At 60.3% G+C, this 24273-nt stretch carries 24 protein-coding genes and 1 pseudogene; 21 read left to right on the top strand and 4 right to left on the bottom strand.

Annotated features, from left to right (window positions below; all coding sequences use genetic code 11):
* From tsaB to holA, 8 genes are all read left to right on the top strand, one after another.
* The coding region (tsaB, locus tag VIH17_11490; GenBank protein ID HEY4683854.1) for a tRNA (adenosine(37)-N6)-threonylcarbamoyltransferase complex dimerization subunit type 1 TsaB at positions 1-708 on the top strand (708 nt) is incomplete at its 5' end.
* Positions 693-1151 (top strand): ribosomal protein S18-alanine N-acetyltransferase, encoded by a 459-nt coding sequence (rimI, locus tag VIH17_11485; GenBank protein ID HEY4683853.1) that lies wholly within the window; start codon positions 693-695, stop codon positions 1149-1151. The genes tsaB and rimI, both read left to right, overlap by 16 nt.
* A 76-nt stretch (positions 1152-1227) precedes the next feature.
* Entirely contained in the window at positions 1228-1473 is a 246-nt protein-coding gene (locus VIH17_11480; protein HEY4683852.1) for a YdcH family protein, read from the top strand.
* Between the two features lie 98 nt (positions 1474-1571).
* A complete protein-coding gene (locus VIH17_11475) occupies positions 1572-2183 on the top strand; it encodes a phosphatidylserine decarboxylase (GenBank protein HEY4683851.1) in 612 nt (203 codons plus the stop codon).
* 23 nt (positions 2184-2206) lie between these two features.
* Positions 2207-3007, top strand: a complete 801-nt coding sequence (gene pssA, locus VIH17_11470; GenBank protein HEY4683850.1) for a CDP-diacylglycerol--serine O-phosphatidyltransferase — start codon at positions 2207-2209, stop codon at positions 3005-3007.
* Between the two features lie 53 nt (positions 3008-3060).
* Positions 3061-4086 (top strand): Asd/ArgC dimerization domain-containing protein, encoded by a 1026-nt coding sequence (locus VIH17_11465; GenBank protein HEY4683849.1) that lies wholly within the window; start codon positions 3061-3063, stop codon positions 4084-4086.
* Positions 4083-4622 (top strand): LptE family protein, encoded by a 540-nt coding sequence (locus VIH17_11460; protein ID HEY4683848.1) that lies wholly within the window; start codon positions 4083-4085, stop codon positions 4620-4622. The genes VIH17_11465 and VIH17_11460 overlap by 4 nt, the downstream gene beginning before the upstream one ends.
* Entirely contained in the window at positions 4623-5780 is a 1158-nt protein-coding gene (gene holA / locus VIH17_11455; protein ID HEY4683847.1) for a DNA polymerase III subunit delta, read from the top strand.
* On the opposite strand, the gene rpsT is transcribed toward holA, so the two are convergent.
* Positions 5777-6109 carry a 30S ribosomal protein S20 gene (gene rpsT / locus VIH17_11450; GenBank protein HEY4683846.1) on the bottom strand — a complete coding sequence of 111 codons (333 nt, stop codon included), beginning with the start codon at positions 6107-6109 and terminating at the stop codon, positions 5777-5779. The genes holA and rpsT overlap by 4 nt on opposite strands.
* Positions 6110-6188: 79 nt before the next feature.
* On the opposite strand from rpsT, the gene VIH17_11445 reads away from it, so the two are divergent.
* The 5 genes from VIH17_11445 (at position 6189) to era (ending at position 10242) form a co-directional block, all read left to right on the top strand.
* Positions 6189-6440 (top strand): hypothetical protein, encoded by a 252-nt coding sequence (locus tag VIH17_11445; protein HEY4683845.1) that lies wholly within the window; start codon positions 6189-6191, stop codon positions 6438-6440.
* A 114-nt stretch (positions 6441-6554) separates the two neighbouring features.
* A complete protein-coding gene (locus VIH17_11440; protein HEY4683844.1) occupies positions 6555-7562 on the top strand; it encodes a PhoH family protein in 1008 nt (335 codons plus the stop codon).
* Positions 7563-7601: 39 nt separating this feature from the next.
* Complete coding sequence (ybeY, locus tag VIH17_11435) at positions 7602-8051, top strand: rRNA maturation RNase YbeY (GenBank protein ID HEY4683843.1); 450 nt, start codon at positions 7602-7604, stop codon at positions 8049-8051.
* A 2-nt stretch (positions 8052-8053) separates the two neighbouring features.
* Positions 8054-9340, top strand: a complete 1287-nt coding sequence (locus VIH17_11430) for a hemolysin family protein (protein ID HEY4683842.1) — start codon at positions 8054-8056, stop codon at positions 9338-9340.
* Positions 9337-10242: a GTPase Era gene (gene era / locus VIH17_11425; protein ID HEY4683841.1), complete on the top strand. Its 906-nt coding sequence runs from the start codon at positions 9337-9339 to the stop codon at positions 10240-10242. Before VIH17_11430 ends, era begins: the two co-directional genes overlap by 4 nt.
* Positions 10243-10279: 37 nt before the next feature.
* Here era and VIH17_11420 read toward each other — a convergent pair whose 3' ends face one another.
* Genes VIH17_11420 through VIH17_11410 form a run of 3 tightly spaced genes read right to left on the bottom strand, consistent with a single transcriptional unit; the run spans position 10280 to position 14388 of the window.
* Positions 10280-11632: a sigma-54 dependent transcriptional regulator gene (locus VIH17_11420; protein ID HEY4683840.1), complete on the bottom strand. Its 1353-nt coding sequence runs from the start codon at positions 11630-11632 to the stop codon at positions 10280-10282.
* A gap of 3 nt (positions 11633-11635) precedes the next feature.
* Entirely contained in the window at positions 11636-13807 is a 2172-nt protein-coding gene (locus tag VIH17_11415) for an ATP-binding protein (GenBank protein ID HEY4683839.1), read from the bottom strand.
* Positions 13804-14388 carry a hypothetical protein gene (locus tag VIH17_11410; GenBank protein HEY4683838.1) on the bottom strand — a complete coding sequence of 195 codons (585 nt, stop codon included), beginning with the start codon at positions 14386-14388 and terminating at the stop codon, positions 13804-13806. The genes VIH17_11415 and VIH17_11410 overlap by 4 nt, the downstream gene beginning before the upstream one ends.
* Before the next feature lie 336 nt (positions 14389-14724).
* Here VIH17_11410 and pilB point away from each other — a divergent pair, with 336 nt between their 5' ends.
* The 8 genes and pseudogenes from pilB to VIH17_11370 form a co-directional block, all read left to right on the top strand.
* A complete protein-coding gene (gene pilB / locus VIH17_11405; GenBank protein HEY4683837.1) occupies positions 14725-16440 on the top strand; it encodes a type IV-A pilus assembly ATPase PilB in 1716 nt (571 codons plus the stop codon).
* Between the two features lie 42 nt (positions 16441-16482).
* On the top strand, positions 16483-17601 hold the full coding sequence (locus VIH17_11400; GenBank protein HEY4683836.1) for a type IV pilus twitching motility protein PilT: 1119 nt from the start codon (positions 16483-16485) through the stop codon (positions 17599-17601).
* Positions 17602-17702: 101 nt separating this feature from the next.
* Positions 17703-18908: a type II secretion system F family protein gene (locus tag VIH17_11395; protein ID HEY4683835.1), complete on the top strand. Its 1206-nt coding sequence runs from the start codon at positions 17703-17705 to the stop codon at positions 18906-18908.
* An 84-nt stretch (positions 18909-18992) separates the two neighbouring features.
* Positions 18993-20600: an ATP-binding protein gene (locus VIH17_11390; protein ID HEY4683834.1), complete on the top strand. Its 1608-nt coding sequence runs from the start codon at positions 18993-18995 to the stop codon at positions 20598-20600.
* Between the two features lie 9 nt (positions 20601-20609).
* Positions 20610-22025 carry a sigma-54 dependent transcriptional regulator gene (locus VIH17_11385; GenBank protein ID HEY4683833.1) on the top strand — a complete coding sequence of 472 codons (1416 nt, stop codon included), beginning with the start codon at positions 20610-20612 and terminating at the stop codon, positions 22023-22025.
* Positions 22026-22376: 351 nt separating this feature from the next.
* Positions 22377-22457, top strand: a pseudogene (locus VIH17_11380) (prepilin-type N-terminal cleavage/methylation domain-containing protein).
* Between the two features lie 585 nt (positions 22458-23042).
* Positions 23043-23657 carry a type II secretion system protein gene (locus VIH17_11375; protein HEY4683832.1) on the top strand — a complete coding sequence of 205 codons (615 nt, stop codon included), beginning with the start codon at positions 23043-23045 and terminating at the stop codon, positions 23655-23657.
* A 189-nt stretch (positions 23658-23846) separates the two neighbouring features.
* On the top strand, positions 23847-24273 hold a 427-nt coding region (locus VIH17_11370), incomplete at its 3' end, for a hypothetical protein (protein HEY4683831.1).

The following is a 24273-nucleotide window of genomic DNA, read 5'->3' as shown; positions in this document are numbered from 1 at the left end:
ATGCTGATTCTCGCCATCGACACCAGCACGCTCGCCGGCAGCCTGGCTGTCTTTCGGGACGGGCAGACGGTCAAGACAACCGGCGAGGAGAGCCGGGAGACCTATTCCAGCCGCATGTTCCGGCAACTGCGGGTGATGCTCGAAGAACTCCAGTTGAGCCTCGACCGGTTCGACGCCTATGCGGTTGTCAACGGCCCCGGTTCGTTCACCGGCTTGCGAGTCGGCCTTGCCGCCGTGAAGGGCTGGGCGGAAATCTATCAGAAGCCAATCGTTGCCGTGAGCGGGCTGGAAGTGGTCGCGGCCATGGTCGAGAGCGCAAACGAGTTTGTTGTGCCGGTAATGGACGCGCGGCGCGGACAGATTTATTTCGGCGTGTACGCTTCGGGAGGCGAGTCCTTGCGGAAGGTGGCCGAGGAGCAAGTCTCGACGCCGGCGGAATGCATCCAGTGGCTCGAAGCAAAAGGTTATCACCTTGATCAAGGGAAGGGAATTGTCTTCGCTTCTCCGATGGTTGGGCTGCTTCAGCCCTCGCTCGAAAATTCGCCTTTTGCTTCATGCCGAGTGGCGGCGTTGAGTCCCTTTCTTGCTGAAAGGCTGGCCAGAGTCGCCGCCGTGAGACTCGAGCGCGGGGAAACCATTTCCGGCATGGAACTGGACGCCAACTACGTTCGCCGCTCGGACGCGGAGCTGCTGTGGCGCGGCGATTGACCACGCGGGGGTTCGAGCGGCGCGATGTTTCGGCCGTCTTTGACCTGGAACGGGCGACGGTGGAAGCGGCTCACTGGCCGCGCTCGGAGTATGAAAGGCTGGCCGGGTCGTCCCCGTTGGCGCTCGTGACCGAGAAAGCCGGCGGTGCGATCGTCGCGTTTCTGATCGCCCGCCGCGCAGCCGACGAAGTGGAAATCCTGAACCTGGCCGTCTGCGGCCGGCTCCGAAGGAAGGGCATTGCTTCAGCCCTTTTGAGCCGTCTTTTCGAGAAGCTTGAGGCGGCGCCGGCAAGGATCTACCTCGAGGTGAGGTGGTCCAACAAGCCGGCCATCGCGTTCTACGAGCGGCACGGTTTTGGCTGCGTGGAGGAACGGCGAAATTACTATCGCCATCCGACGGAAGATGCGCTGGTTTTATCCCTGAGCAAGACAGAGAAAATTTAGCCGTTGATGGTCGTGAACCGCTGTGCTAGCCTGAGGCCATGGTGGCGATTCGTGCGAATCATCGAGGAGGGGCAGGATGCCCGGTTGGTCCGAGGAGATTCGTGACCGTCTGATTCAAACGAACGAGCAGTTCCGCCGGCTGGCGGAACAGCATGCAACCTTCGACGCCGAACTCATCCGACTTTCTCAAAAGCCCTACCTGACCAAGCAGGATCAATTGAGGGAAGTCGAGTTGAAGAAACGGAAGCTCCGGGTGAAAGACGAAATGGAGCGGATCCTGCGGGATTATGGCCGCGGCGCTGAGTCTGCCGCGGCGCGGTAAGGCTGGCTCGAAGGCGGTCGAGCCGGGAACGTGCTCTTGGGAAGCGGGGGAGGGGTGCTCCCCCGTTTTTCATCTCCATGCTCAAACCATCCTTCCAAATGAGCTGGCCGGCCATGCTGCTTGCCGGGGCGTCACTCGCCCTGCACTGGTATCTGGCTGCTGCCGGGCTGCTGTTGCTGGTGGCGTTTGTCTTCTACTTCTTTCGCGACCCGGAACGAACCATCCCCCAGGAGACAGGCGGGATCGTTTCGCCTGCCGACGGGAGGGTGGTGGAGATCGCCGACAGCGCCTGGAACGGCCAGCCGCGCAAACGCATCAGCATCTTTCTCTCCGTCTTTGATGTCCACGTCAACCGGTCGCCGGTGGAAGGCGTGATCGTTAGCGCCGACTACCGGAAAGGACAGTTTCGAGCCGCGTGGCACGCCGAGGCCTCCACGGTCAATGAACAAAACGTGGTCGTGGTGCGTGGCCATCAATCGGAGGTCGTTTTCAAGCAAATTGCTGGTATTATCGCCCGGCGAATTCTCTTTTGGCGGAAGCCCGGCGACCTGGTGCAGCGGGGCGAGCGGGTGGGCATGATCCGGTTTGGCTCGCGTGTGGACGTAATCCTGGATCCGGCATGCGATATTCTGGTGCGTCGGGGTGAGCACGTGAAAGGTGGCAGCTCCCTTCTGGCACGAGCCCCGGTCGGATCGGGGCGAGCGAAATGAACGGAAAACCGAAGAATTCCAGAATGCGCCGCGGTGTTTCGCTGTTGCCCATATCCTTCACGGTGGGCAACATTGTCTGCGGCTACTACGCGCTGGTGGCGGCGATGCATGGCGGCGCAGCGAATTTCGATGCCGCCGCCAAGGCGATTGGCATCGCCATTGTTCTGGATGGTCTGGATGGCCGCGTGGCGCGCCTCACGGGGAGCAGCAGTCCCTTCGGGAAAGAGTTTGATTCGCTGGCCGATGTCATCTCCTTTGGACTGGCGCCGGCCTTTCTGGCTTACTCGTGGGGAATGTTCAGCCTGGAAGGGCAGGGCGATTTTTTCCGCCAGCTCGCCCGGTGGGGCGGCGTCATCACGTTTGCCTTCTTGATGTGTGGGGCGTGGCGGCTGGCGCGTTTCAACATCCAGGCCCCGGCGGCTTCCGGGCATGTGCCCTTGCGGCACTTTATCGGCCTGCCGATTCCGGCTGCGGCGGGGATGATTGCGGCGCTGGTTCACTTTCGGAAATCGCCGCTGACGGAGTGGCCCTGGGCAATCGCCTGGCTGGGGCTCGTCGCCGGACTGGCCTTCCTGATGGTCAGCACCGTCCGTTACTACAGCTTCAAAGACATTGACCTTCGCCGGCGGAGGTCCTCGCTGGTGGTGGTGGCGCTGGGGCTGCTGGTGATCTTGATTGTCAGCAATTCTGAGGTTGTCCTGCCGCTGCTGGCTATCGGGTATGTGCTCTCGGGCATCATTGGCAAGATTTCCGGCTGGATTCGCCGCCGACCAGGCCCCTCACCTACGGCCACCGGCGAACCCGCCCAACTCCCGCACCTATGAATTTTCCAGCCGCTCAGCCCGAAGGTTTGCCCATCCGGGAGGAGGGCCTGCGCGTGGCGATTGTCGGTGCTTCGACGCTGCTGGGCAAGGAAGTGAAGCAAGTTTTGGATGACCGCCGCATTCCGGTGAAGAGCGTTCAGTTGCTTGACGATGACGAGGCGATGGGACAGCTCACCGAATTTGCCGGCCAGCCGGCGATTATTGAGGCGATTGCGCCCGATGCGTTTGACGACGTGGATGTGGTTTTCCTTGCTGGCGGCGCGGAATGCACTCGCCGGCACTGGCGGGCGGCGCGGCGGTCAGGCTGCCGGATCATCGATCTGAGCGGCGGGCTGGCAGACGAGACCGACGCCTGCTTCTGGATTCCTTCCCTTGACGAGATCTTGCCGCCACCCAAGCCCATGGCCGGCGGTCTCTGCGTGTCTCCGCACCCGGCGACCATCATCCTTTGCCATCTGGCGCCGCGACTGGCGATGGTCGCCGCGCCGGCGCGGACGGTGTTGCTGTTCTTTGTGCCGGTCTCGGAGCGCGGTCAGGCGGCTCTGGACGAGCTCGAGCAGCAAACCATCAATTTGTTGTCCTTCCAGCCCATTTCGAAGAATGTTTTTGACTCCCAGGTGGCGTTCAACCTGCTGCCGCGGTATGGCAGCTCGAGCGCGGCTAAACTCGAGGAGATTCGCTCTCGGACGGAGCGGGAAGCAAGCTTCTACCTGGCCGGCCGTTTTGCCCTGCCGGCGATAAGCCTGCTCCACGCTCCCGTTTTCCATTCCTATGCGTTCGAACTTTTTGTGGAATTCACGACAGAAGTTACAACCCACCGGTTGGAACAAAAGCTGGAGTCAACTGCCATCACCATCCGCCGCAGCGACGAGGAGGCGCCGTCGCCGGTTGGCGTGGTGGGGGAGTCAGGGATCGTCCTGGATTTCATCCGGCCGGAGGGCCATGGGAAGAACGCGTTTTGGATTTTTGGCGCGGCTGACAATCTCCGTCTGGCTGCTTCGAACGCCGTAGAGATCGTCGAGCGCTGGCATCACGCAGAGCGGGACGGCCGACTGAAGCAACGGAGCCGGACGGCATGAGACGGCCTCGCAAAGGCTTCTTCGTGGAATGGTCTTTCTTTTTCGCCCTCGCAGGGGGGATGGCTGCCTGCGGCTACCACGTGGCCGGCCGGGGAAGCCATCTCCCGGCTGAGGGGAAGGTGTTGGCGGTCCCGGCCTTTGAGAATCGCACGATGCAGTTCCGCATTGAGCAGAAGTTGACGGCTGCCGTCATCCGGGAATTCATTTCTCGGACCAGGTACCGGGTGGTGATGGAGGAAGAGGGCGCCGACGCCGTGCTGCGCGGCGAAGTAACCCGCGTTTCGACCAGCCCGATCGTGTTTGACCCGGGAACGGGCAAAGCCTCCACCGTGGTCATTACCATCAATGCCAATGTAAGACTCCTCGATCGCCACACGAAACAGATTCTTTTCCGAGGCGAGGGCCTGGTCTTTCGCGAGAGCTACGAGGTGACCAGCGACGTCAATTCTTTTTTTCAGGAGCAGGACCCGGCGTTTGACCGGCTTGCCCGCGACTTTGCCGCTACTCTGGTCTCCGCGGTGCTGGAGAATTTCTAGATGCCGGCCATAACCCCGGATCGCTTGATGACCGACCTCAAAAAGGGAAAGGTTGCGCCGGCCTACCTCCTTCTCGGCGATGACCAGTATTTGCTCGATGTCGTCCGGCAGGCGATCCGCCAGGAGATTCTCGGCAGCCCCGCCGTGGCGGAGCAGCCCTTCGGGTGGAAAGCGTTCGATCTTGGCGGGATGGGGATGGAAGAGGCTGCCGGGGCGCTCGAGGAAGCCCTGGTGCAGGCCCGCACGCCCTCTCTCCTGGCCCCGCGGCAGTTATTGTTTCTTTCCGGCTTTGCTCGGGTGATCAAGCGCATGCGCAGCGGCAGCGAAGAGGAGGAGGATGGGGAAGCAAAAGACGAGGCGCCGGGTAACCGCAACCCGGAGATCGTTTCCGCTTCCGGGCGGATCGTGACGCTGCTCGAGGAATATCTGGCCCGGCCCAGCGATTTCACAGTGGTCGTTTTTGAAGCCGCTGAAATGGACAAGAGAAAACGACTGGCCAAGCTCCTGGAAAAACGCTGTGTGGTGGTTGGAGTCGAATCGCCGGTGCGGGGTGGCCGATCCTTTGACGAGGAGCTGCGTGCGGCGGCTGGGCGCGCGAAAAAATTCGCGCACGAGCGGGGCATCGAGATCGCGCCCGAGGCTCTGACCCATCTGGTGAACATGAAGGACGGCGATCTGGGCATGGTTTTCCAGGAGTTGGAGAAACTGGCCGTATATGTCGGCCCGGGAGGCAAAATTAGCCCCGGCGAACTCCATCTTCTCGTGCGCGGCGAGACCGAGGAGATCGTCTGGGAGCTGGTGGACGCGCTGGGCAGCGGCGACCGCCGGCGCTCGATGGCTATCTTGGACAATTTGATTCGCAACGGAGAACCGCCGCCCGCAATCGTCGGCGCTCTCGCCTACCGCGTCCGCGCCATGATCGAAGCCAAAGAAGGCAGCCAGCGCTGGCCCGCCCTTCAGGCAGCGGGGCAGGCGGAACGCTTCAGCTCCGAGCAGTTGCTTGCCTCACTCGAAATGCTTCTGCGCGCCGACGTGATGCTCAAGGGCGAATTGCCAAAGGCCGAGGATGGCCAGAAGGTGCTCGAGTTCTTGCTCGCCCGATTGACGGCAAAGAGCCCGCCGGCAAGCGTCCCGGAAAGGGATTCGGGGCCTGACTAAGCTTTGGCCGGTGCGCCCGAAGTGGGCGCGGGGGCGCTGGCGGCTTGGAAACGGGAGGTTAGCCGGGACTTATGCCGGGCGGCAGCATTCTTGTGAAGAATACCTTTGCCCACCGCCCAGTCAATCACCGAAATCGTCTCGCTGAGCAACTGCTTTGCCTGTCCCGGATCCTTGCCCTCGAGGGCGAGCCGCAGTTTGCGGATTTGATTGCGCAGCCGGGACCGCAGGGCGCGAGCGCGGGTTGTCCGCTTGGCGGTTTGTCGGATGCGCTTCAGGACCGATTTCTTTCGCTTCTTGACCTTTGCCGGACCGGTGGCCTGAGGCATCATTCACTCCGTTATAAATTTAAGGCGCAGAACGATAGCCCAGTTCGCAGCGGGCTGTCAACCGGCTGATGCGTATTTGGCGATGAGCTCGACGCCCGAGAAAACGGACAGGCGTACCGATCTGCTGGCTCGCTTCCAGGCCGCTTCGGGAAAGATCTACTCGCGCCAGCAGCTCTCGACGGAAGTCCTGGTGGCTGAGCTGCGCGCCACCCGACCCTTATCCGTCATCCGGCGAGAGTCCATCGAGCAACTCCGCACCTCCATGTCAAGCTTGTGGGGCCGAACGGCCGTTCGCCCCTACCCGCCTTTCAACAATCCTATGATAAGAAAATAGTTACCTCCGCCATCCTTGACGGAACCGCATCCGCTCGGCTATCTTCTCTATAGCGTCTTCACACATCTTCATGACAAGCGGAGGCAAACGGTAGGGCCGTAGATGAAGAAGATAGTGAAATTGGCTGGGGGGGTCGAACCCCTTTTCGGCACCCTGGACGAAAACCTCAAGCTGCTTGAAACCAACCTCCACGTCACCACCCAGCTCCGGGAAGATGCCCTTGAAATAGACGGCGAGCCGGCTCAGGTTGCTCGCCTTGAAAAAATCCTGGGCGAATACAACGAGCTGGTGTGCGAGGGCCGAAGCTTTTCAAACGGCGACGTCCATTCCTACTTGAAGGTGATGACCGAAGATCCGAATGTTACCCTGCGTTCGCTGGCCAGTCCGGCGCGCCCGCGCGTTTTTGGGAAGAAATCGGTTGCGCCCAAGAGTCCCAATCAGCGCCACTACCTCGAGGCAATCGAGAACCATGACATGGTATTTGCCATCGGTCCCGGCGGCACCGGCAAGACCTACCTGGCGGTGGCGATGGCGATTTCGGCGCTGCTGACCAAGCAGATCAACCGCATCATTTTGGTGCGGCCGGCCGTCGAAGCGGGCGAACGGCTGGGGTTCCTTCCGGGCACGTTGCAGCAAAAGGTGGACCCCTACCTTCGTCCCCTCTATGACGCCCTGTACGACATGCTCGATGCCGAGAAGATCGAACGCTTTCTCGAAAAGGGCATTATCGAAGTGGCCCCGCTCGGCTTCATGCGCGGCCGCACCCTGAACGACTCGTTTGTCATTCTCGACGAGGCGCAGAACACCACCAGCGAGCAGATGAAGATGTTTCTTACGCGGTTGGGGTTCAATTCCAAAGCGGTCATCACCGGGGACATCACCCAGATCGATCTGCCGGCGGGGCGTCGGTCAGGGCTGGTGGAAGCGGTCGAGGTTGTGGGGCGAATCCCCGGTATCCAGTTTATCTATTTCAACGAGCGAGACGTGGTGCGGCACAACCTGGTGCAACAAATTATCCGGGCCTACGAAAGCTACGAGGCTTCGAACGCCGGCAAGGCGAAGAATCACCGCGAAAGTGAAGCCATCGCGCCCATAGGACACTCCATGGGAAAGAATGAGTAGCGCCCAGACCCCTCCGCGCCGGGGCGGATTTTTTTCAAGATGATTCCCGACATGATTGTCAACCGGCAAAGAAGGATGCGCCTGCCCCTGGGTGAAATCGGTCGTTTTGCCCGACGGGCGCGGCGCGAACTTCACGAGCCCCGAACGTCCCGAAGCTTCGGGAGGGGCGAGCGGTCGGCGTTTACGGTCTGTCTCATGGATGACAAGGCCATGCGCGCCTTGAACGCCAGGTTTCGCGGCCGGCGAAAGGCGACCGATGTGCTTTCTTTCCCCTCCGGGTCGCGCGGCAATCGCTTCCTGGGAGAAATCGCCATTTCGGTTGAGACAGCGAGGAAGAACGCCCGGCGCGAAGGTCACAGTTTGCTCGAAGAGATCAAACTCCTGATCCTCCATGGCCTGTTGCACCTGCTCGGCTACGACCACGAAACGGACAAGGGCCGGATGACCCGGAAGGAACTTCGCCTGCGGCGAAGAATGGGTTTGACCTGATCATGACCGCCTGGATGGTTGCTCATGCAGTGACCGTGATCGGCGTGAGCGTTCTGCTCGCGCTCTTCTCCTACCTCGACCGCGTCTATCGGGAGCTTGGCAAAGTCACTACCCGGCGTGTCCGAGAAAACCTGGAAGTGTTTGAGAGCGACGTTGAGCCCAAGCTGCGTATGGACCGGCGCGATGCCGCCGTCAGTTTTGCCTTGCTGAGCCAGCTCTTTCTGGTGCTCATCGCCATAGCGATTGCGAGCGCGGTGGCGGCCTTTGTCCCGAAGGCGCCGCAAGCCATCGCCGAGTTGATGTTCTTCGTTGTTTTGGAAATTCTGGTGGCGAACCAGTTCATCCCGCATCTCTTGCTGACTCGAACCAACGGACGCTGGATGCGGCCGCTCACGCCGGTGGTGAGAATCTTTGTCTGGATGGTTCTGCCGATGCGCTTGATCCTGCAGTTCTGCGTCTCGTTGGCTCACCTCACGGATGAGGAGACGGCCCCCGGCGAAGAGCAACAGGAAAGTATTGAGGCCATGGTGGAGGTGGCGCAGGAGGAAGGGATCCTGGAGCACGAGGACGCCCGGCTCATCGAATCGGTGGTCGAATTCGGCGACAAGACGGTGCGCGAGGTCATGACCCCGCGGGCAGACATCGTGGCGCTGCCGGTGGAGGCGACCGTGGAGCAGCTAACCAAGACAGTCCTCGAGAAAAAATTCTCCCGCATCCCGGTTTACCGATTGAATCTGGACGACGTCCAAGGAATCGTCCAGGCGCGCGACATCCTTCAGGTCATGGATAGCGAGGCGCCGCATACCTCGGTGGCCGGGTGGATCCGGCCGGTGCTTTTTATTCCGGAGACAAAGCCCGTCGCCAATCTGCTTAAGGAGCTGCAAAAGAACAAACAACAAATCGCGATGGTCGTGGATGAATACGGGAGTGTCGCCGGGCTCGTCACCCTCGAAGATCTGTTCGAGGAGATTGTCGGCGAAATCATGGACGAGGATCAGCCGCGGGCGGCTGACATCATCCGCGAGGACGAAAATAATTTCGTTTTGAAGGGCAGCGTTCCGATTGGCCGGCTTGGAGAGCTGCTCGGGATGGAAATTGCCCCAGAAGATTGTTCCACGGTCGCCGGCCTGGTCAGCCGCCTCCTTGGCCACGTCCCGGCGGCGGGCGAGTCGGTGGAGCACGACTGGCTCCGCCTTGAAGTGCTCGAGGCAAACCAACAAAAAGTGCTTAAGGTGCGAGCGCGACGCCTGCCACAAAAGACGTTCGGGCAAGGTGCGCGGGCGCTATGAACGCGGTGCCGGAAGATTCTTTCCGCTCCGGCTTTGTCGCTATCGTCGGCCCTCCCAACACGGGAAAGTCCACCCTGCTCAACGCGCTCGTCGGCGCCAAGATTGCCATCGTCTCACGCAAGCCACAAACCACCCGCAACCGAATCCAGGGAATCCTGAACCGGGAGAAGGCCCAGATCGTTTTCATGGATACGCCGGGAATCCACCGCCCGGAAACTTTGCTTAACCGGCAGATGATGGAAGAAGTGAAACAGGCCCTCGAAGGGGTGGACCTGGCGCTCCTGGTCTTGGATGCCTCGCGCCCGTTCGGCGACCTGGACAGGCAGGGCATCGAGATGGTTGAGGAATTTCGAGGTCCAACCTTCTTGCTGCTTAACAAGATTGATTTGGTAAAGAAGCCAGAACTGCTGCCTTTGCTCGATCGGTATCAGTCAGCCCACTTGTTTGCCGAGTCCATTCCCATTTCCGCTTTGACGGGCGAAAATCTGGACACGCTTGTGGAGCAGATCGTCGCCCGGCTGCCCGAAGGGCCAGCGTACTTTCCCGCCGACCAGGTCACCGACCAACCGGAACGGTTCCTTGCCGCGGAGATCATTCGTGAACAGGTTTTTGAACGCACCCGCCAGGAGCTGCCCTATATGACCGCCGTCATCGTGGAGCAATTCGAGGAGCTGGACAGGCTGATCCGAATCGCGGCGACCATTCTGGTGGAGCGGGAGGGCCAGAAGCGAATCCTGATCGGGGCGAAGGGCGCGATGCTGAAGGAAATCGGCAGCCGGGCCCGCAAGGAACTCGAAATGCTTCTCGGCGCCAAAATCTTCCTGGAGTTGTTCGTAAAGGTTCGGCCCAACTGGCGCGAAAAGCCGGCTATCGTCCGCGAGCTCGATTGGCGAAGGCAATAGGGGAAGGGTTGAGCCGTTCAACGGCGCCAACAGCCGGTTACTCTCGCGGGTTGATGCCAAGCGATTTCATTTTGCGGTAAAGATGGCTGCGCTCGAGACCCAGCGCCGCCGCCGTGCGCGTCATGTTCCAGCGGTGCTCCTCGAGCTTTCGCAAGATGAGGTCCCGCTCGTAGGCGGCGCGAGCTTCGTGCAACGATCCGTACGTCCCCGCGGCTCGCCGCTCGCCTGTCCGCAGCAACTCCGGGGGGAGCTGTGAAGAGGCAATGGTCTCTTCCGGGCAGGTGATCACCAGTCGCTCGACAATATTTTTGAGTTCGCGCACATTGCCCGGCCAGGCGTAGCGGTAGAGGATGGCCAGCGCCTCCTCGGAAAGCTGCTTGGGACGCCGTCCATAGGCGCGAGCGAACTCTTCCAAAAAATATCTGGCGAGTTGCGGAATATCCTCGGTGCGCTCGCGCAGGGCCGGGACATAGAACGGGATTACATTCAGGCGGTAGAAAAGATCTTCGCGGAACTTGCCGTAGGAGATTTCTTCATCCAGGTTCTTGTTGGTGGCGGCGATGACGCGGACGTCCACGGAGATGCTCTGGGTGGCGCCCACCGGCTCAAAGCGTTGCTCCTCGAGCGCGCGCAGAACCTTGGATTGCGTCTTCAGGCTCATGTCGCCGATTTCGTCGAGGAAGAGCGTGCCACCGTCCGCCTTTTGGAACTTGCCCACTTTGTCCTCGGCGGCGCCGGTGAAAGAGCCTTTCACGTGGCCAAAAAGCTCGCTTTCAATCAGCTCCTCCGGAATGGCGGCGCAGTTGACCTCGACAAATTCCTGGCCCGCCCGGAGGCTCTGGGCGTGAAGGGCATGAGCGACCAGTTCTTTTCCCGTGCCGCTTTCGCCGTAGATCAGCACTCGACCGTTGGTGGGAGCGGCCATCGCAATCTGCTGCCGCAGCGCCTTCATTGGCACGCTTTCGCCCATAATCCGGTATTTTTCCTGGAGCTGCTCGCGCAGGCGCAAATTTTCGCGAGCCAGGCGATGCTGCGCCAGGGCGTTTTTCACCACCAGGACGGTCTTGTCGAGCGAGAGCGGCTTTTCAATGAAATCAAAAGCACCGAGTTTCGCCGCCCGGACAGCGGTTTCAATGGTGCCGTGGCCCGAGATCATGACCACTGCCGTGCCGGGGGCTTGCTGCTGTAAGCGGCGCAGGGTTTCAATGCCGTCCATGCCGGGCAGCCACACATCGAGCAGAATGAGATCCACGGCCGAGCACGTGACCCTCTCGAGGCACTCCTCACCGCTCGCCACCGCTTCCACTTCGTACCCCTCGTCTTGCAGGACGCCGCTGAGCGAGCGCCGGATACCCTCTTCGTCGTCCACGATCAGAACCGTTGGCTTCATGTTCTATGCCGGGAGCTGGATGATGAATTTGGCGCCAAAGGGCCGGTTATCCTCAACCCGGATGCTGCCGTTGTGATCGGCCACGATGCGCTGCGCGATGGCCAGGCCCAGGCCGGTGCCGCGGCCCTTCTTGGAAAAATAAGGGAGAAAGAGTTTCGCCTTGTCCTCGGGCGAAATCCCATGACCCGTGTCGGCCACCACAATTTCCACCACTTCACGGGTCGCGTCAAGCCGCGTCCGGATACTCAACTCCCTGACCGTCGAGCGCTCCATCGCTTCGGCGGCGTTGTCCATCAAATTCACCAGGACCCGGCGGAAAAGCTCGGGGTCGAGCCGGATCGGCGGCAGGCTGGCGAGAGCGGTTTTGACGGTGACGCGGTCGTGGCCATTCTCAAAGACGCCGAGGGCGCTGGCAATGACACCATTCAAATCCGAAGGCACCGGATTGGCAGTCGGGAAGCGGGCAAACTCGGAGAACTCCTCGATCAGGCCCTTGAGCGCGCCTGCCTCCTGGCTGATGAGCGAAACGCACTCGGCAACCATCTGGGCCAGTTCCGGGTCGGCGGTCGCCCCGGCCTCCGGCTTTCGTCCCAGATAGCGCCGGAGGCGCTCGGCGGAAAGTTGGATGGGGGTGAGCGGGTTCTTGATCTCATGGGCGATGCGCTGAGCCACCTCTTGCCATACGGCTGCCTTTTGACCGCGGAGAAGCTCGGTCAGGTCTTCGAGAACAACCACGTAGCCGTAGTCCTGACTGTCCTTGCGCAGGGCAGAAACGGTGACCGCAACCTGAGCATTGCCGCTGGCTCGCTGGAGTTGGACTTCAGCGGCGGCCCCGCCGGCGCGGCTGGACTTGCGCAGCAATTCGCCGAGTTGCGTGGCCACGGTTTCTTCAAAGAGTTCGTTCAAGCGCCGTACCTTGGGCACTTCGGTCATGCCGAGCACGCGGGCCACGGCGCTGTTCGTGCGGAGGACGTTCTTCTGTTTGTCCAAAGAGATGACCCCGGTCGGGATACTTTCAAGCAGCGTCTCGATGAGTTGCTGGCGCTCTTCGAGCTGGCGTATGGCGGTCTGCAAGTTGAGGTTGGAAGCGGCAATCTGGCGGCTGGACTCACCCAGTTGTGATGTCATCTGGTTGAAGGAGGCAACGAGGTTGGCGAGTTCGTCTTTGGCCTGGACCGTCACGCGATGATCGAAATTTCCGCGAGAAACTTCGCGCGTTGCCTCCGCCAGGGCCACGATCGGCACCGTCACTTGCCGGGAGAGAAATAGGGCAAACCAGGTCGCCGCAAACAACACCAGCAAGGTGAAGAGGAGCAAGACCAGCACAATCTGATAACGATAGAATCGCAGTCCGGCGCTCAGTTCCACATAGTTGGCCGCCTGCTGTTCGATGGCCGCCTTCCGGCGAGAAAAGGCCTCGGGAACCTGCTGCGCGGCAATCAGCCAGCCCAAGCGGCGCTCGGTGGTCTCGACCGGCGCTCGTTCGAGCCAGTAGGTGCGCCCGCCCCAGAACAACTGCCGATCCGCCGCGTGCCTGAGCACCAGCCGCGAAAGCTCCTGCACATTCGTTTGGGGTTTTCCCGACGCCAGCACCAGTCTGCCCTGAGGGTCGAGAAGCACGACGCAGTCAAATCCCGGGTATGGAGTTGGCCGGTCGCCATACGCCTTGGCGAGTGCAACCGGGGTTCGGGCAGTTCGAGCAAGGGCGCCGGCCATGGTGCGAGCGGATTCGGCGAGGAGCGACCTTTCGCGCGCTTCCGATTCGGCCAGCAACTGCTCGGCTTCATCCCGCACGATTTCCAGAGGCCGCGGAAACCACTTGGCCAGCGAGCGGTTCAGAAAGGCGTAGCTGAGAAAGAACATGAAGATGACGGGCAGGAGCGATATACCCAACGCCCCCATCACCAGTTTGGTCTTGAATTTTGAACCCATCGCCTGCTGCCGGCGCTCGGCGAGAAGTTTGAGCAAATTGCGGGAAAGAATGAGGGTGAAGATGAGAAGACTCAGGACGACAAGAGTGGAGAGGACATAAAGCAAAACCACCTGCTGCGTCCGCGAAGGCTGAAAGGGCAGGTCAAGCGAGCCCAGCGCAAACACGGCGAAGCCGAGCACGATCACCACCACCGCGCTCAAGATGAGGCGTCTCGACCGATGGCTTTTTTCGTTCAAGCTCATTTCACGGGCCCCGATTCCATCGGGGCGGGCTTGTCGAGGTAGATTCCCAGCGGGCAGCCGAGGCAGTCCGGGTTCCTCTTTTTGCACCAATTCTTGCCCACCTCGACGAGAAGGGCGTGATATTCATTGTACATCTTTGGGTCGCGCTCCAGATTGGCTTCGAAGAGGTGGCGGATCTCCTCGTAGCTGGCCTTGGGTCGAATCAGTTTGTGGCGCTCGAGAATCCTCCGGGTATAAGCATCCACGACAAAAATCGGATGCCTGCCGGCGTAGAGCAAGATCGCGTCAGCCGTCTCCCGGCCAATGCCGTTGACGGAGAGAAGCTCCTGCCGCAACCGCTCGGTCGGCGTGCGAAACATCCTGGCAAGCGAGCGGCCGTACTGCCTGCGCCAGAAGCGGAGGAAGTGCTTGATCTTCTTTGCCTTCTGGTTGAAGTAGCCCGAAGGGCGGATGAGGCGGGCAAGCCGCCGCCGCGGCACTTTTTCGAGTGCCGTAAAGCTCCGCAGTTGCTTCTGGCGGAGCCGCGACAAAGCTTTTTCCACGTTTCCCCAGGCGGTGTTTTGGGTGAGAATCGTTCCCAAAACGACTTCAGCGGGCGTTCGCGCCGGCCACCAGCCTTGGGGCCCGAGTGACGAAAATAGTCGTTCATAGAAGCGCCGAATCGCAAAAACAGGGTGTGGTGTGTGCGGTCTGGGTTCCATCATGGAACTCAAAGACTATGCCCCTCAGCGAGTTAAGTCAAGTTAAGGGGCGTGACCAAAGGGTCAGCAAACGGTGCTTGACAAAAGTTGTCTGTGGTACTAGTATCCCTCTCGGTGAGCGACCCCGAACCCTCGGGGAATGCGATGTGCTCCCATCCCCTGTCGCCTTCCCAATCCTACTAATTCTCTAGCTGCGCGTCCGGCCTGGGAGATGCGATGTCGGCCAGGCTTGGCGAACTTCTGGTCAAGGAAAACCTGATCACCGGCGATCAGCTAAAGCAGGCGCTCGAGCATCAGCGCCAGCACGGCGGACGGCTGGGCACCTCGGTCGTCAAATTGGGCTTCATTACCGACGATGAGATCACCGCCGTCCTCTCCCGGCAGTACGGCGTCCCCTCGATCAACCTCAAGTGCTATGAAGTCGATTTCCAAGTAACCAAGCTGATCCCGCAGGAAACAGCGCAACGCTACCAGATCGTGCCGCTGTCGCGCGTTGGCTCCACGCTGACCATCGCTATGGTGGACCCAACGAACGTATTCGCGATGGACGACATCAAGTTCATGACCGGTTTCAACGTGGAACCGGTGGTTGCGTCCGAGTCGGCGATACGGGAAGCGATCGAAAAGTTCTACGGCGGAGCCAGCGCGGAAGAAGAGCTCGACAAGGTGATGAAGGACCTGGCCGGGCCGGAAGCCGACCTCGAGTTGCAGGGCGAAGAAGAAGAACTCAGCCTCCAGCAGTTGGAAAAGGCGGCCGAAGAAGCTCCGATCATCAAACTGGTGAACCTGGTCCTGACGGACGCGGTCAAGCGCGGCGCCAGCGACATCCACATTGAGCCCTACGAAAAAGACTATCGCGTCCGCTTCCGGATTGACGGCATTTTGCACGAGGTGATGGCGCCGCCTTACAAGCTCAAAGACGCCATCATCAGCCGGGTGAAGATCATGTCCAAGCTGGACATTTCGGAAAAGCGACTGCCGCAGGATGGCCGCATCATGCTGCGCATGATGAAAGACGGGAAGCGGAAAGATCTCGACTTCCGCGTCTCGACCGTGCCGACCCTTTTCGGCGAAAAGATCGTTCTGCGGTTGCTCGACAAGGAAAACCTCCGGCTCGACATGACCAAGCTCGGTTTTGAGCCCGAGTCGCTCGTTCAGTTTGAGAAGGCGATCTTGAAGCCTTACGGCATGGTGTTGGTGACCGGGCCGACGGGATCAGGAAAAACGAACACCCTCTATTCTTCCGTCGCTCGCCTGAATGCGCCGACAACGAACATTCTGACTGCCGAGGACCCGGTCGAATTCCAATTGCACGGTATCAACCAGGTTCAGATGAAAGAACAGATCGGCTTGAATTTTGCCGCCGCGCTGCGCAGCTTTCTCCGGCAGGACCCCAATATCATCCTCGTGGGCGAGATCCGCGATTTTGAGACCGCCGAAATTGCTGTCAAGGCGGCCCTCACCGGCCACCTGGTGCTCTCGACGCTGCACACCAACGACGCCCCTTCCACCATCAGCCGCTTGATGAACATGGGGATTGAGCCGTTCCTGGTTGCCACCTCGGTGAACCTGATCTGCGCGCAGCGACTGGTGCGCCGGATCTGCTTGCAGTGCCGCGAAGAGATCGAGGTACCCAAACATGCTCTCATCGAGGCCGGCTTTTCGCCAGAGGAGGTGAAGACCCTCAAGGTCTTCGCCGGCAAGGGGTGTACCGTCTGCAACGAGACTGGCTACAAAGGCCGCGTTGGGCTTTACGAAGTGATGGAAATTAACGACGAGTTGCGCGAACTCATCCTGGTAGGCGCGTCAGCCATGGAGCTGCGCAAGAAAGCCTTCGAGCAAGGAATGGTCGGGCTGCGAAGGAGCGGCTTGATCAAGATCAAGGATGGCGTCACGACGATGGAGGAGGTTCTCCGAGAATCGGTGCTCTAACCCGGCGCCTTCTCGGTCCAACCCCCGGAGGAGACAAACGATATGGTTTCCCTCGCTGAGCTGCTGAAGATCATGGTTGAAATGGGCGGCACCGACCTGCACATTACCACCAACTCCCCGCCACGGGTGCGCGTGCACGGCAAACTCCGCCCGCTGGATATGCCCCCGCTGACGGCGGCTGAAACCAAGCAACTCGCCTACAGCGTCATGACCGACGCTCAGAAACATCGCTTTGAGGAGCAGCTCGAGCTGGACTTCTCCTTCGGCATCAAAAATCTGGCTCGCTTCCGCGCCAATGTCTTCAACCAGCGAGGCGCCGCCGGGGCCGCTTTTCGCGCGATCCCGTGGGAAATCTGGAGCTTTGAAAAGCTTGGCCTGCCGGCCGTCGTCAAAACCCTCTGCGAAAAGCCACGCGGATTGGTCCTGGTCACCGGCCCCACCGGTTCGGGCAAATCCACCACCCTGGCAGCCATGCTCGACAAGATCAACATCGAGCGCGAAGACCACATGATCACGATTGAAGACCCGATCGAGTTCCTGCACTCGCACAAGAAATGCCTGGTGAATCAGCGCGAGGTGCACTCGGACACCGCCTCCTTCGCCAATGCCTTGCGAGCCGCCTTGCGCGAGGACCCCGACGTCGTCCTGATCGGCGAAATGCGGGATCTCGAAACCATCGAATCGGCGCTGCGCATCGCCGAGACCGGCCACCTGACGCTGGCGACGCTTCACACCAACAGCGCCATCTCAAGCATCAACCGCATCGTGGACGTCTTCCCCTCGCATCAGCAGCCGCAGGTGCGCGCCCAGCTCTCCATGACGCTGGAAGGAATCCTTTCGCAGGCGCTGCTGCCGCGTGGCGACGGTCGCGGCCGGGCGCTCGCCATGGAAGTCCTGATTCCCAACGCCGCCATTCGCAACCTGATTCGCGAGGACAAGATCCACCAGATCTACTCGGCCATGCAGAGCGGCCAGGAGAGATTCGGAATGCAAACCTTCAATCAGTCACTCGCCGACCTCTATTTCAAAAAATTGATCACTCTGGAGATGGCGCTTTCCCGGTCATCCAGCCCGGAAGAGCTGCAGGACATGATCAACCGCGGGGTTGGGCTGGCCCCGACGGCGGGGATGCGCCGTCCGGTGGGGACACACAAGCGATGAAGATTTTTCTGGAAGACAGCGTACGCCCAGGATCACTCGGCCCGCCCCGTACCGTCCGGTACGGGGCCCGCACGGGCAGGAAATGAGCTAGGGAGGAAGTTATGCCAGTCTATACGTATCGGGGAACCAATCGAGCCGGCACGAAGGTGAGCGGCGAGCGAGTGGCCGACAATAAATCGGCACTTGCCGCTATCTTGCGTCGGGAAACGATTACCCCTTCCCGCATTTCGGAAAAGGGAAAGGAGTTTTCGCTGCCTACCATCGGCGCGGGCGTCAGCACCAAAGAGCTGGCGATCTTCACACGCCAGTTTTCGGTGATGATCGACGCTGGCTTGCCGCTGGTGCAATGCCTGGAGATTCTGGCGTCGCAGCAGGAGAACAAAACGTTCCAGCGGATCCTGGCGTCGGTGCGGAGCAGCGTCGAAGGCGGTTCCACGCTTTCGGCTGCCATGCGCCAGCACACGAAAGTGTTTGACGATTTGTTCGTCAACATGGTGGAGGCGGGCGAGGCCGGCGGTATCTTGGACACGATTCTCCAGCGGCTTTCGACTTACATTGAAAAGAACGTGAAACTGAAGCGGGCGGTGAAGTCGGCGCTGATCTATCCGTTTGCCGTGATCAGCATTGCCGGCGGCGTCATCACGTTGCTGCTTTGGAAGGTGGTGCCGATTTTCGCCAAACTCTTCGTGGGTCTGGGCGTGAGCCTGCCGCTTCCCACGCGGGTGGTGATCGGCCTGAGCAATTTTGTCAGCCGCTACGCCGTGCTTGCGATAATCGGCCTGTTCCTGCTGGCCATCGTCGTCCGCCAGTACTACAAGACGCCGAACGGGCGCTTCGCGATTGACTCGCTGCTGCTGCGGCTGCCGCTCATCGGAACGATTCTGCGCAAGATTGCCGTAGCCCGATTCAGCCGCACCCTCGGCACCTTGATCGCCTCCGGCGTGCCGATCCTGGAAGGGCTTGAGATCACCGCGCGCACTTCCGGCAACGCCGTCATTGAACGGGCGATTCTCCAGACGCGCAAGGCGGTCGAAGCCGGCCGCACGCTGGTCGATCCGATGCGCGACTCGGATATCTTCCCTTCGATGGTAACCCAGATGATCGGGGTCGGCGAACAGACCGGCGCCATGGACGCCATGCTCTCCAAGATCGCCGATTTCTTTGAGGAAGAAGTGGACGCGGCTGTGAAAGACCTGCTGACCGCGCTCGAACCGATCATGATCGTTATTCTGGGTGTGATCGTGGGAGGGATCGTGATCTCGATGTATCTGCCGTTGTTCTCGTTGATCTCGAAGCTGTCCGGCTAATGCACCGGGCGCCCCGCCTGCTGGCTCCCGAAGCTTCGGGACAGCCGGCGAGCGGGGCGCTGCCTCCCGCCCCAAGGATGCGAAATGGGAAAGCAGGAAAACATCCGGGAGTGGCTCCTCTGGCTGAGCAAGGTTCGCTTGCTCGTGATCACCTTCCTGGTGGGAATCGAACTGGCCATCAAGAACTTCACCTTGCTCCCTGTTCCGGTGAAGTCTTTCATCACGTTAATCGTCCTTTGGTATTCGCTCGGGCTCTTTTTTGTTCTTCTCCTGAGAATGAACCAGGACATGATGCTGCAGGCATACGTTCAGATCATTTGCGATCTCCTGCTCGTCACCGGCCTGGTTTACGTGACCGGCGGCACCGAGAGTTACTTTATTTCGCTCTACCCGCTCGGCATCCTTGTCGGCGCCGTCGTATTGCCGCGGGCCGGCGCCTTCACGATCGCCGGGCTGGCTTTTGTCTTCCTCGGCGCCACGGTCGAGCTTGCCTACTATGCCTTCATCCCCTCGTTCGCCAGCTTTCGGCCCGAACTCAAAGGCCTCCAGGTGGACATCTTCAGCAATCTGTTTGCGTTCCTGGCAGTGGCCTACCTATCGAGTGAGCTGGTGGAGAAACTCCGCCGGGCGCGCACCGAGTTGACAGACAAGCGCAGCGAACTGGCTGAGTTGCGCGCCTTTCATGAGAATGTGATCAATTCCATGCGCGGGGGTCTCTTGACGGTGGACCTGAGCGGCCGCGTTGGGCTGATCAATCGCGCCGCCCAGGAGATCACCGGCTACTCGCAAGAGTTCGTCCACGGGAAACCGCTCCTCGAATTGTTTCCGTTCTTCGATGGGCCGGTGGCGGCTGGCGAGGAAGGGAAGCGGACCAGGGAAGAAGTGGTCTTTCGCGGCCCGGACGGGCGCGAGAAGTATTTGGGGGTTTCCTTCTCGCCGCTCTATACCCGCGAAGGCCAGCGCCACGGCCACATTTTCAACTTCCAGGACCTGACCGAGCTGAAGCGATTGGAGCAGGAGGTGGCAACGCAGGAGCGGCTGGCCGAACTGGGCCGCATGGCGGCGGCGATTGCCCATGAAGTCCGACAACCGCTGGCGGCCATTTCCGGGGCGGTGAAGGGAATCGCCAAACTGGCCCCCATGGGCGCGGACGAACACCAACTGGTGGAGGTGGTTAACCGCGAATCCCAGCGGCTCGACAAGCTCATCACCGATTTTCTCCACTACTCCCGCGCTCGCAACTATCAGTTCCGGGAGAGCAACTTGATTGAGTTGCTCGACGAGACTTTGACGTTGCTGGACCGGCACCCGGCCAAGAACGGCAAATGTTTGTTCGAGCGCCGCTTCCCCGCCTGGCCGGTCACTCTGCGACTGGACCGGGATAGGATGAAACAGGTGTTTTGGAATCTGGGCAGCAATGCGTTGGGGGCAATGCCGCACGGCGGCAAGCTGGAGGTAAGCGTGGAGCTGCGGCCCAAGTCGGTTCAGGTGAGCTTTCGCGACACGGGCATCGGCATGGACGAAAAGGAAAAGGCAAAGATCTTTGAGCCGTTCCAGTCCTTTTCAGGCGGAACGGGACTGGGGCTGGCCATCGTGTACGAGATTGTCCAGGCCCACAACGGCCGCATCGGGGTGGAATCCCGCCGGGATAAGGGCACGAAATTTACCATCGAGCTTCCCCGGACGGCCTAGGCAGGAACGATGACGAACGAGCGACCCATCATGCCGGCGTTGTTGATCGTCGATGACGAACGCTCGATCTGTGAAGTCCTGGAGGTCACCTTCCGCAACGACGGTTACCGGGTGGAAACCGTGACCAGCGGAGAAGAAGCGAAGAAAAGGCTGCACGCGCGCTTTTGCGACATCATCATCGCGGACATCAAGATGCCGGCCATCAGCGGCCTGGATCTGCTCCGCTACTCCCGCGAGGTCTCGCCCGAAAGCTATTTTATTTTGATTACCGGAGTGCCCACGCTGGAGTCGGCCATCGAGGCCGTGCACTATGGCGCGTACCGATATGTGATCAAGGGTCCGCGGCTCACCGAAGAGGTACAGCAAGCCGTGCAACAGGCCGCCGAGACGATTCGGCTCAGGCGCGAGGCGGCCACCTTGCGCCGCGAAATTCGTCGGCTGACCGGCCTGGACCACATCGTCAGCCAGAGTCCCAAAATGCGGGCCATCTTCGAGATGATCCAAACCGTGGCCCCCACTCCCAGCACCGTTCTCATAAGCGGGGAGAGCGGCACGGGCAAGGAGCTGGTGGCCCGGGCCATTCACCAGAACTCGTCCCGTTCTGACAAACCTTTTGTCTCGATCAATTGCGGGGCTTTTCCGGAGACTCTGCTCGAAAGCGAACTCTTCGGCTATATCCGGGGCGCCTTCACGGACGCAAAGCAAAACAAGCTGGGGCTGTTCCAGTCGGCTGAAGGCGGCACTCTTTTCCTCGATGAGATTGGCGAGATGAGCCTCTCCATGCAGGTTAAACTTCTGCGGGTGCTCCAGGAGCGGCGGGTGAGGCCGCTCGGAAGCACGGACGAAGCCCCGGTGGATGTGCGCATTATTGCCGCCACCAACCACGACCTGGCTCAACTGGTCGCCGAAAAGAGGTTCCGCGAAGACCTCTACTACCGCATCAGTGTCATTCCCATCCAACTCCCTCCTTTGCGGGACCGCGCTGAGGATATTCCGCTGCTGGCGCGCCACTTCCTGCTGCGCTTCCTCGAACAAATGCACAAAGACAAGCCGCGGGCGATTCACCCGGATGCCTTGCAAAGGCTCGAAAACTACCCCTGGCCGGGCAATGTCCGCGAACTCGAGAACACGATCGAGCGCGCCGTCGCCCTGGAGGCGAGTGACGGAATTACCGTGGGAGTCCTGCCCGAGAGGATTCGGGAACCGGGCGAAAAGTCGTCCCGAAGCTTCGGGACGAACGGGCAGGAAGACAAGATCATCCTGCCCCAACAGGGAATCGATTTGCCGACCCATCTCCAGGACCTGGAACGCGGTTATCTGGTTGCTGCGCTTGACCGGGCCGGTGGCGTGGGTACGCGCGCGGCTGAGCTGCTTCACATCTCCTACCGCTCGTTTCGCCATTACGCCAAAAAGTACGGCCTGTAGCGCGGTTCCAGCCTGACCGCCGCCCTTCAAGGTGAAACGTGCTGGGCAGGCGAGCCGGGCGGGTCGGCTAGCTTCCCAGGCCCGCCGATTACCGCCCGAAAAGGACGTTTTTCGTCAGATCGTGCGCCGCAGAATGTCATTTCGACATAGTGCGAACGAAGCATACTGAGGCAGAATCCCCATAAGGCGGTTAGAGTTGACTTAGTACTAAACTGAAATAAAAGGACTTAGCTACCGATGGCACATTCGGAGACGGTTTCTTGGTTCTGGTACTAGCCTTGCATAGGACTAGGACGGTTCCGTCCTCGGAAACTATCGATTTTGAGGGTTCAAGTAGGCAAAGGAGAAAGCATGAAGCAAAAAGGTTTCTCATTGATTGAGTTGCTGATTGTCGTGGCGATCATCTTGATCATCGCGGCAATCGCTATCCCGAACCTGCTTCGCTCGCGCATTGCGGCGAACGAGGCTTCGGCAGTGGGTTCACTTCGCACCATGAATACGGGGATGATAACCTACGCCTCCACCTATCCGGCGACTTCGTTCCCCGATGCGCTGCTCAGCTTGCAACCGGTGGTGGGCGGTGGCAACCCGAACCCGATCCAGGCGGATGTGCTGGACAGCGTGCTGTCCGGTGCAGCGGCGATGCCCGTCATGAAAAGCGGCTTCCAGTTTGCGTATAACCCAGGCGCTGTGACAATTGGGCTACCTCCTACACAACCTCCCGGTCGTGTCACATACGGTATCGACGCCTGGCCCATCAGCCAGAATACCAGTGGTATCCGTGTCTTCGCTACAACCCAGGCGGGCGTGGTCTACGACTGCGGGCCCGGCGGTGCCGCTATTTATGGCGGAACCGGCGCATTGCCTCCGGTCGCTCCCTGCGTGGCCATCCAGTAACCCTAACCGTCATCGTTGGAGGAGACCCGTGGAGGGTCTCCTCCAACTAATTGTTCGCCCGCTGGACGAGATGGCCTGGAACAGTGAAGCGACGGGTGTGAAGATCGAGACGAAGGGGCCATGGGCGGTCCAATCGTTCGGGCAGAAGATCAAGTGGTTGCGCACTCACCTCAGGCCGGACTCGCCATGAAGGTGCAGCCTGGAGGGTTCACGCCGCTGAAGGGCTACTCTGATGGGTTCAGCCTGATCGAATTGTTGCTTGTCGTTGCCATCATTCTGATTATCTCGGCCATGGCCATTCCCAACCTGCTTCGTTCCCGGATCGCGGCCAATGAGTCGGCCACGGTGGCCACAATGCGGCAGATCAACACCGCACTGATGACCTACTCGGTCACCTTTCCGGCGAATGGGTTTCCTAGCAGTCTCGCAAGCATGGCTGCGCCCGGGGGTGGTGGGTCACCCACGGCGAACGCGGCCGACTTGCTCGATCCGGTTTTGTCTCAGGCAAATCCCCAGAAGAGCGGGTATCAGCTTGCCTATGTTGCAGTGGCCGGTGGTGGTGGCGGCGGAGTAGGTGGCATCGGAGCCGGTGCAATGACGCGTTATAGCATTACCGCCGTCCCGCTCGTCCAGAATGCCACCGGCATTCGCAGCTTCTTCACTGACAATACCGGCTTGATTCACGTCTGCGCACCGGGAATGGCCGTTGACGTCAACTGCCCGCCAAGCCAATAATCGCGCGAACAAAATGGTATTCCGGAACAGTTGCATGAAAAGGGGCGAGAATCTAGTTCGTCTCTGCGTAGTCGCGTTTGTCGTTGTGAGTCCCGATGAAACCGGGACGAAGAATCTCAGCGGTGAGATGCTTCATCCCGCCTGCGGCGGGATTCAGCATGACATCACTGGCGCTGGGTGTTGCAAGTTGTGAAACACTTTCTAGAGACTTGGTTTCGGTCCTCCCTCTTGCCTGCGGCCTTGCTGGGCAGCTTTGCATTCCTTCTCTATATCAACGCCACCGGCAACACTTTTGTCTTTGACGACCTGCAACAGCTTGCTGAGAATCCCGCCCTCTCTTCGCAGCGCTGGTCGGATTTCTTCAAACAAGATGTTTGGGCTTTTCTGGGCGGCGGCGAACCTCAGTCCAACGCCTACCGTCCGCTTCCGATGGTCTGCTACGCGGCGCTTGTGCGCTGGGTTGGTCATCAGCCTTTCTACTTTCACCTGCTCAATATTTTTTTGCACGTGCTGAACACCCTGCTGGTCTATGCCCTGGTCCGCGGGCTTGTCCCGATAGAATCGGGGCTGGCCCCAACTCCTCGCACCCATGCAAATCATGGCGGGAAAGGCCTGG

The organism is Candidatus Acidiferrales bacterium (assembly GCA_036514995.1).
Taxonomy (GTDB): Bacteria; Acidobacteriota; Terriglobia; order Acidiferrales; family DATBWB01; genus DATBWB01.
This window is presented reverse-complemented; position numbering and strand designations above follow the sequence as displayed.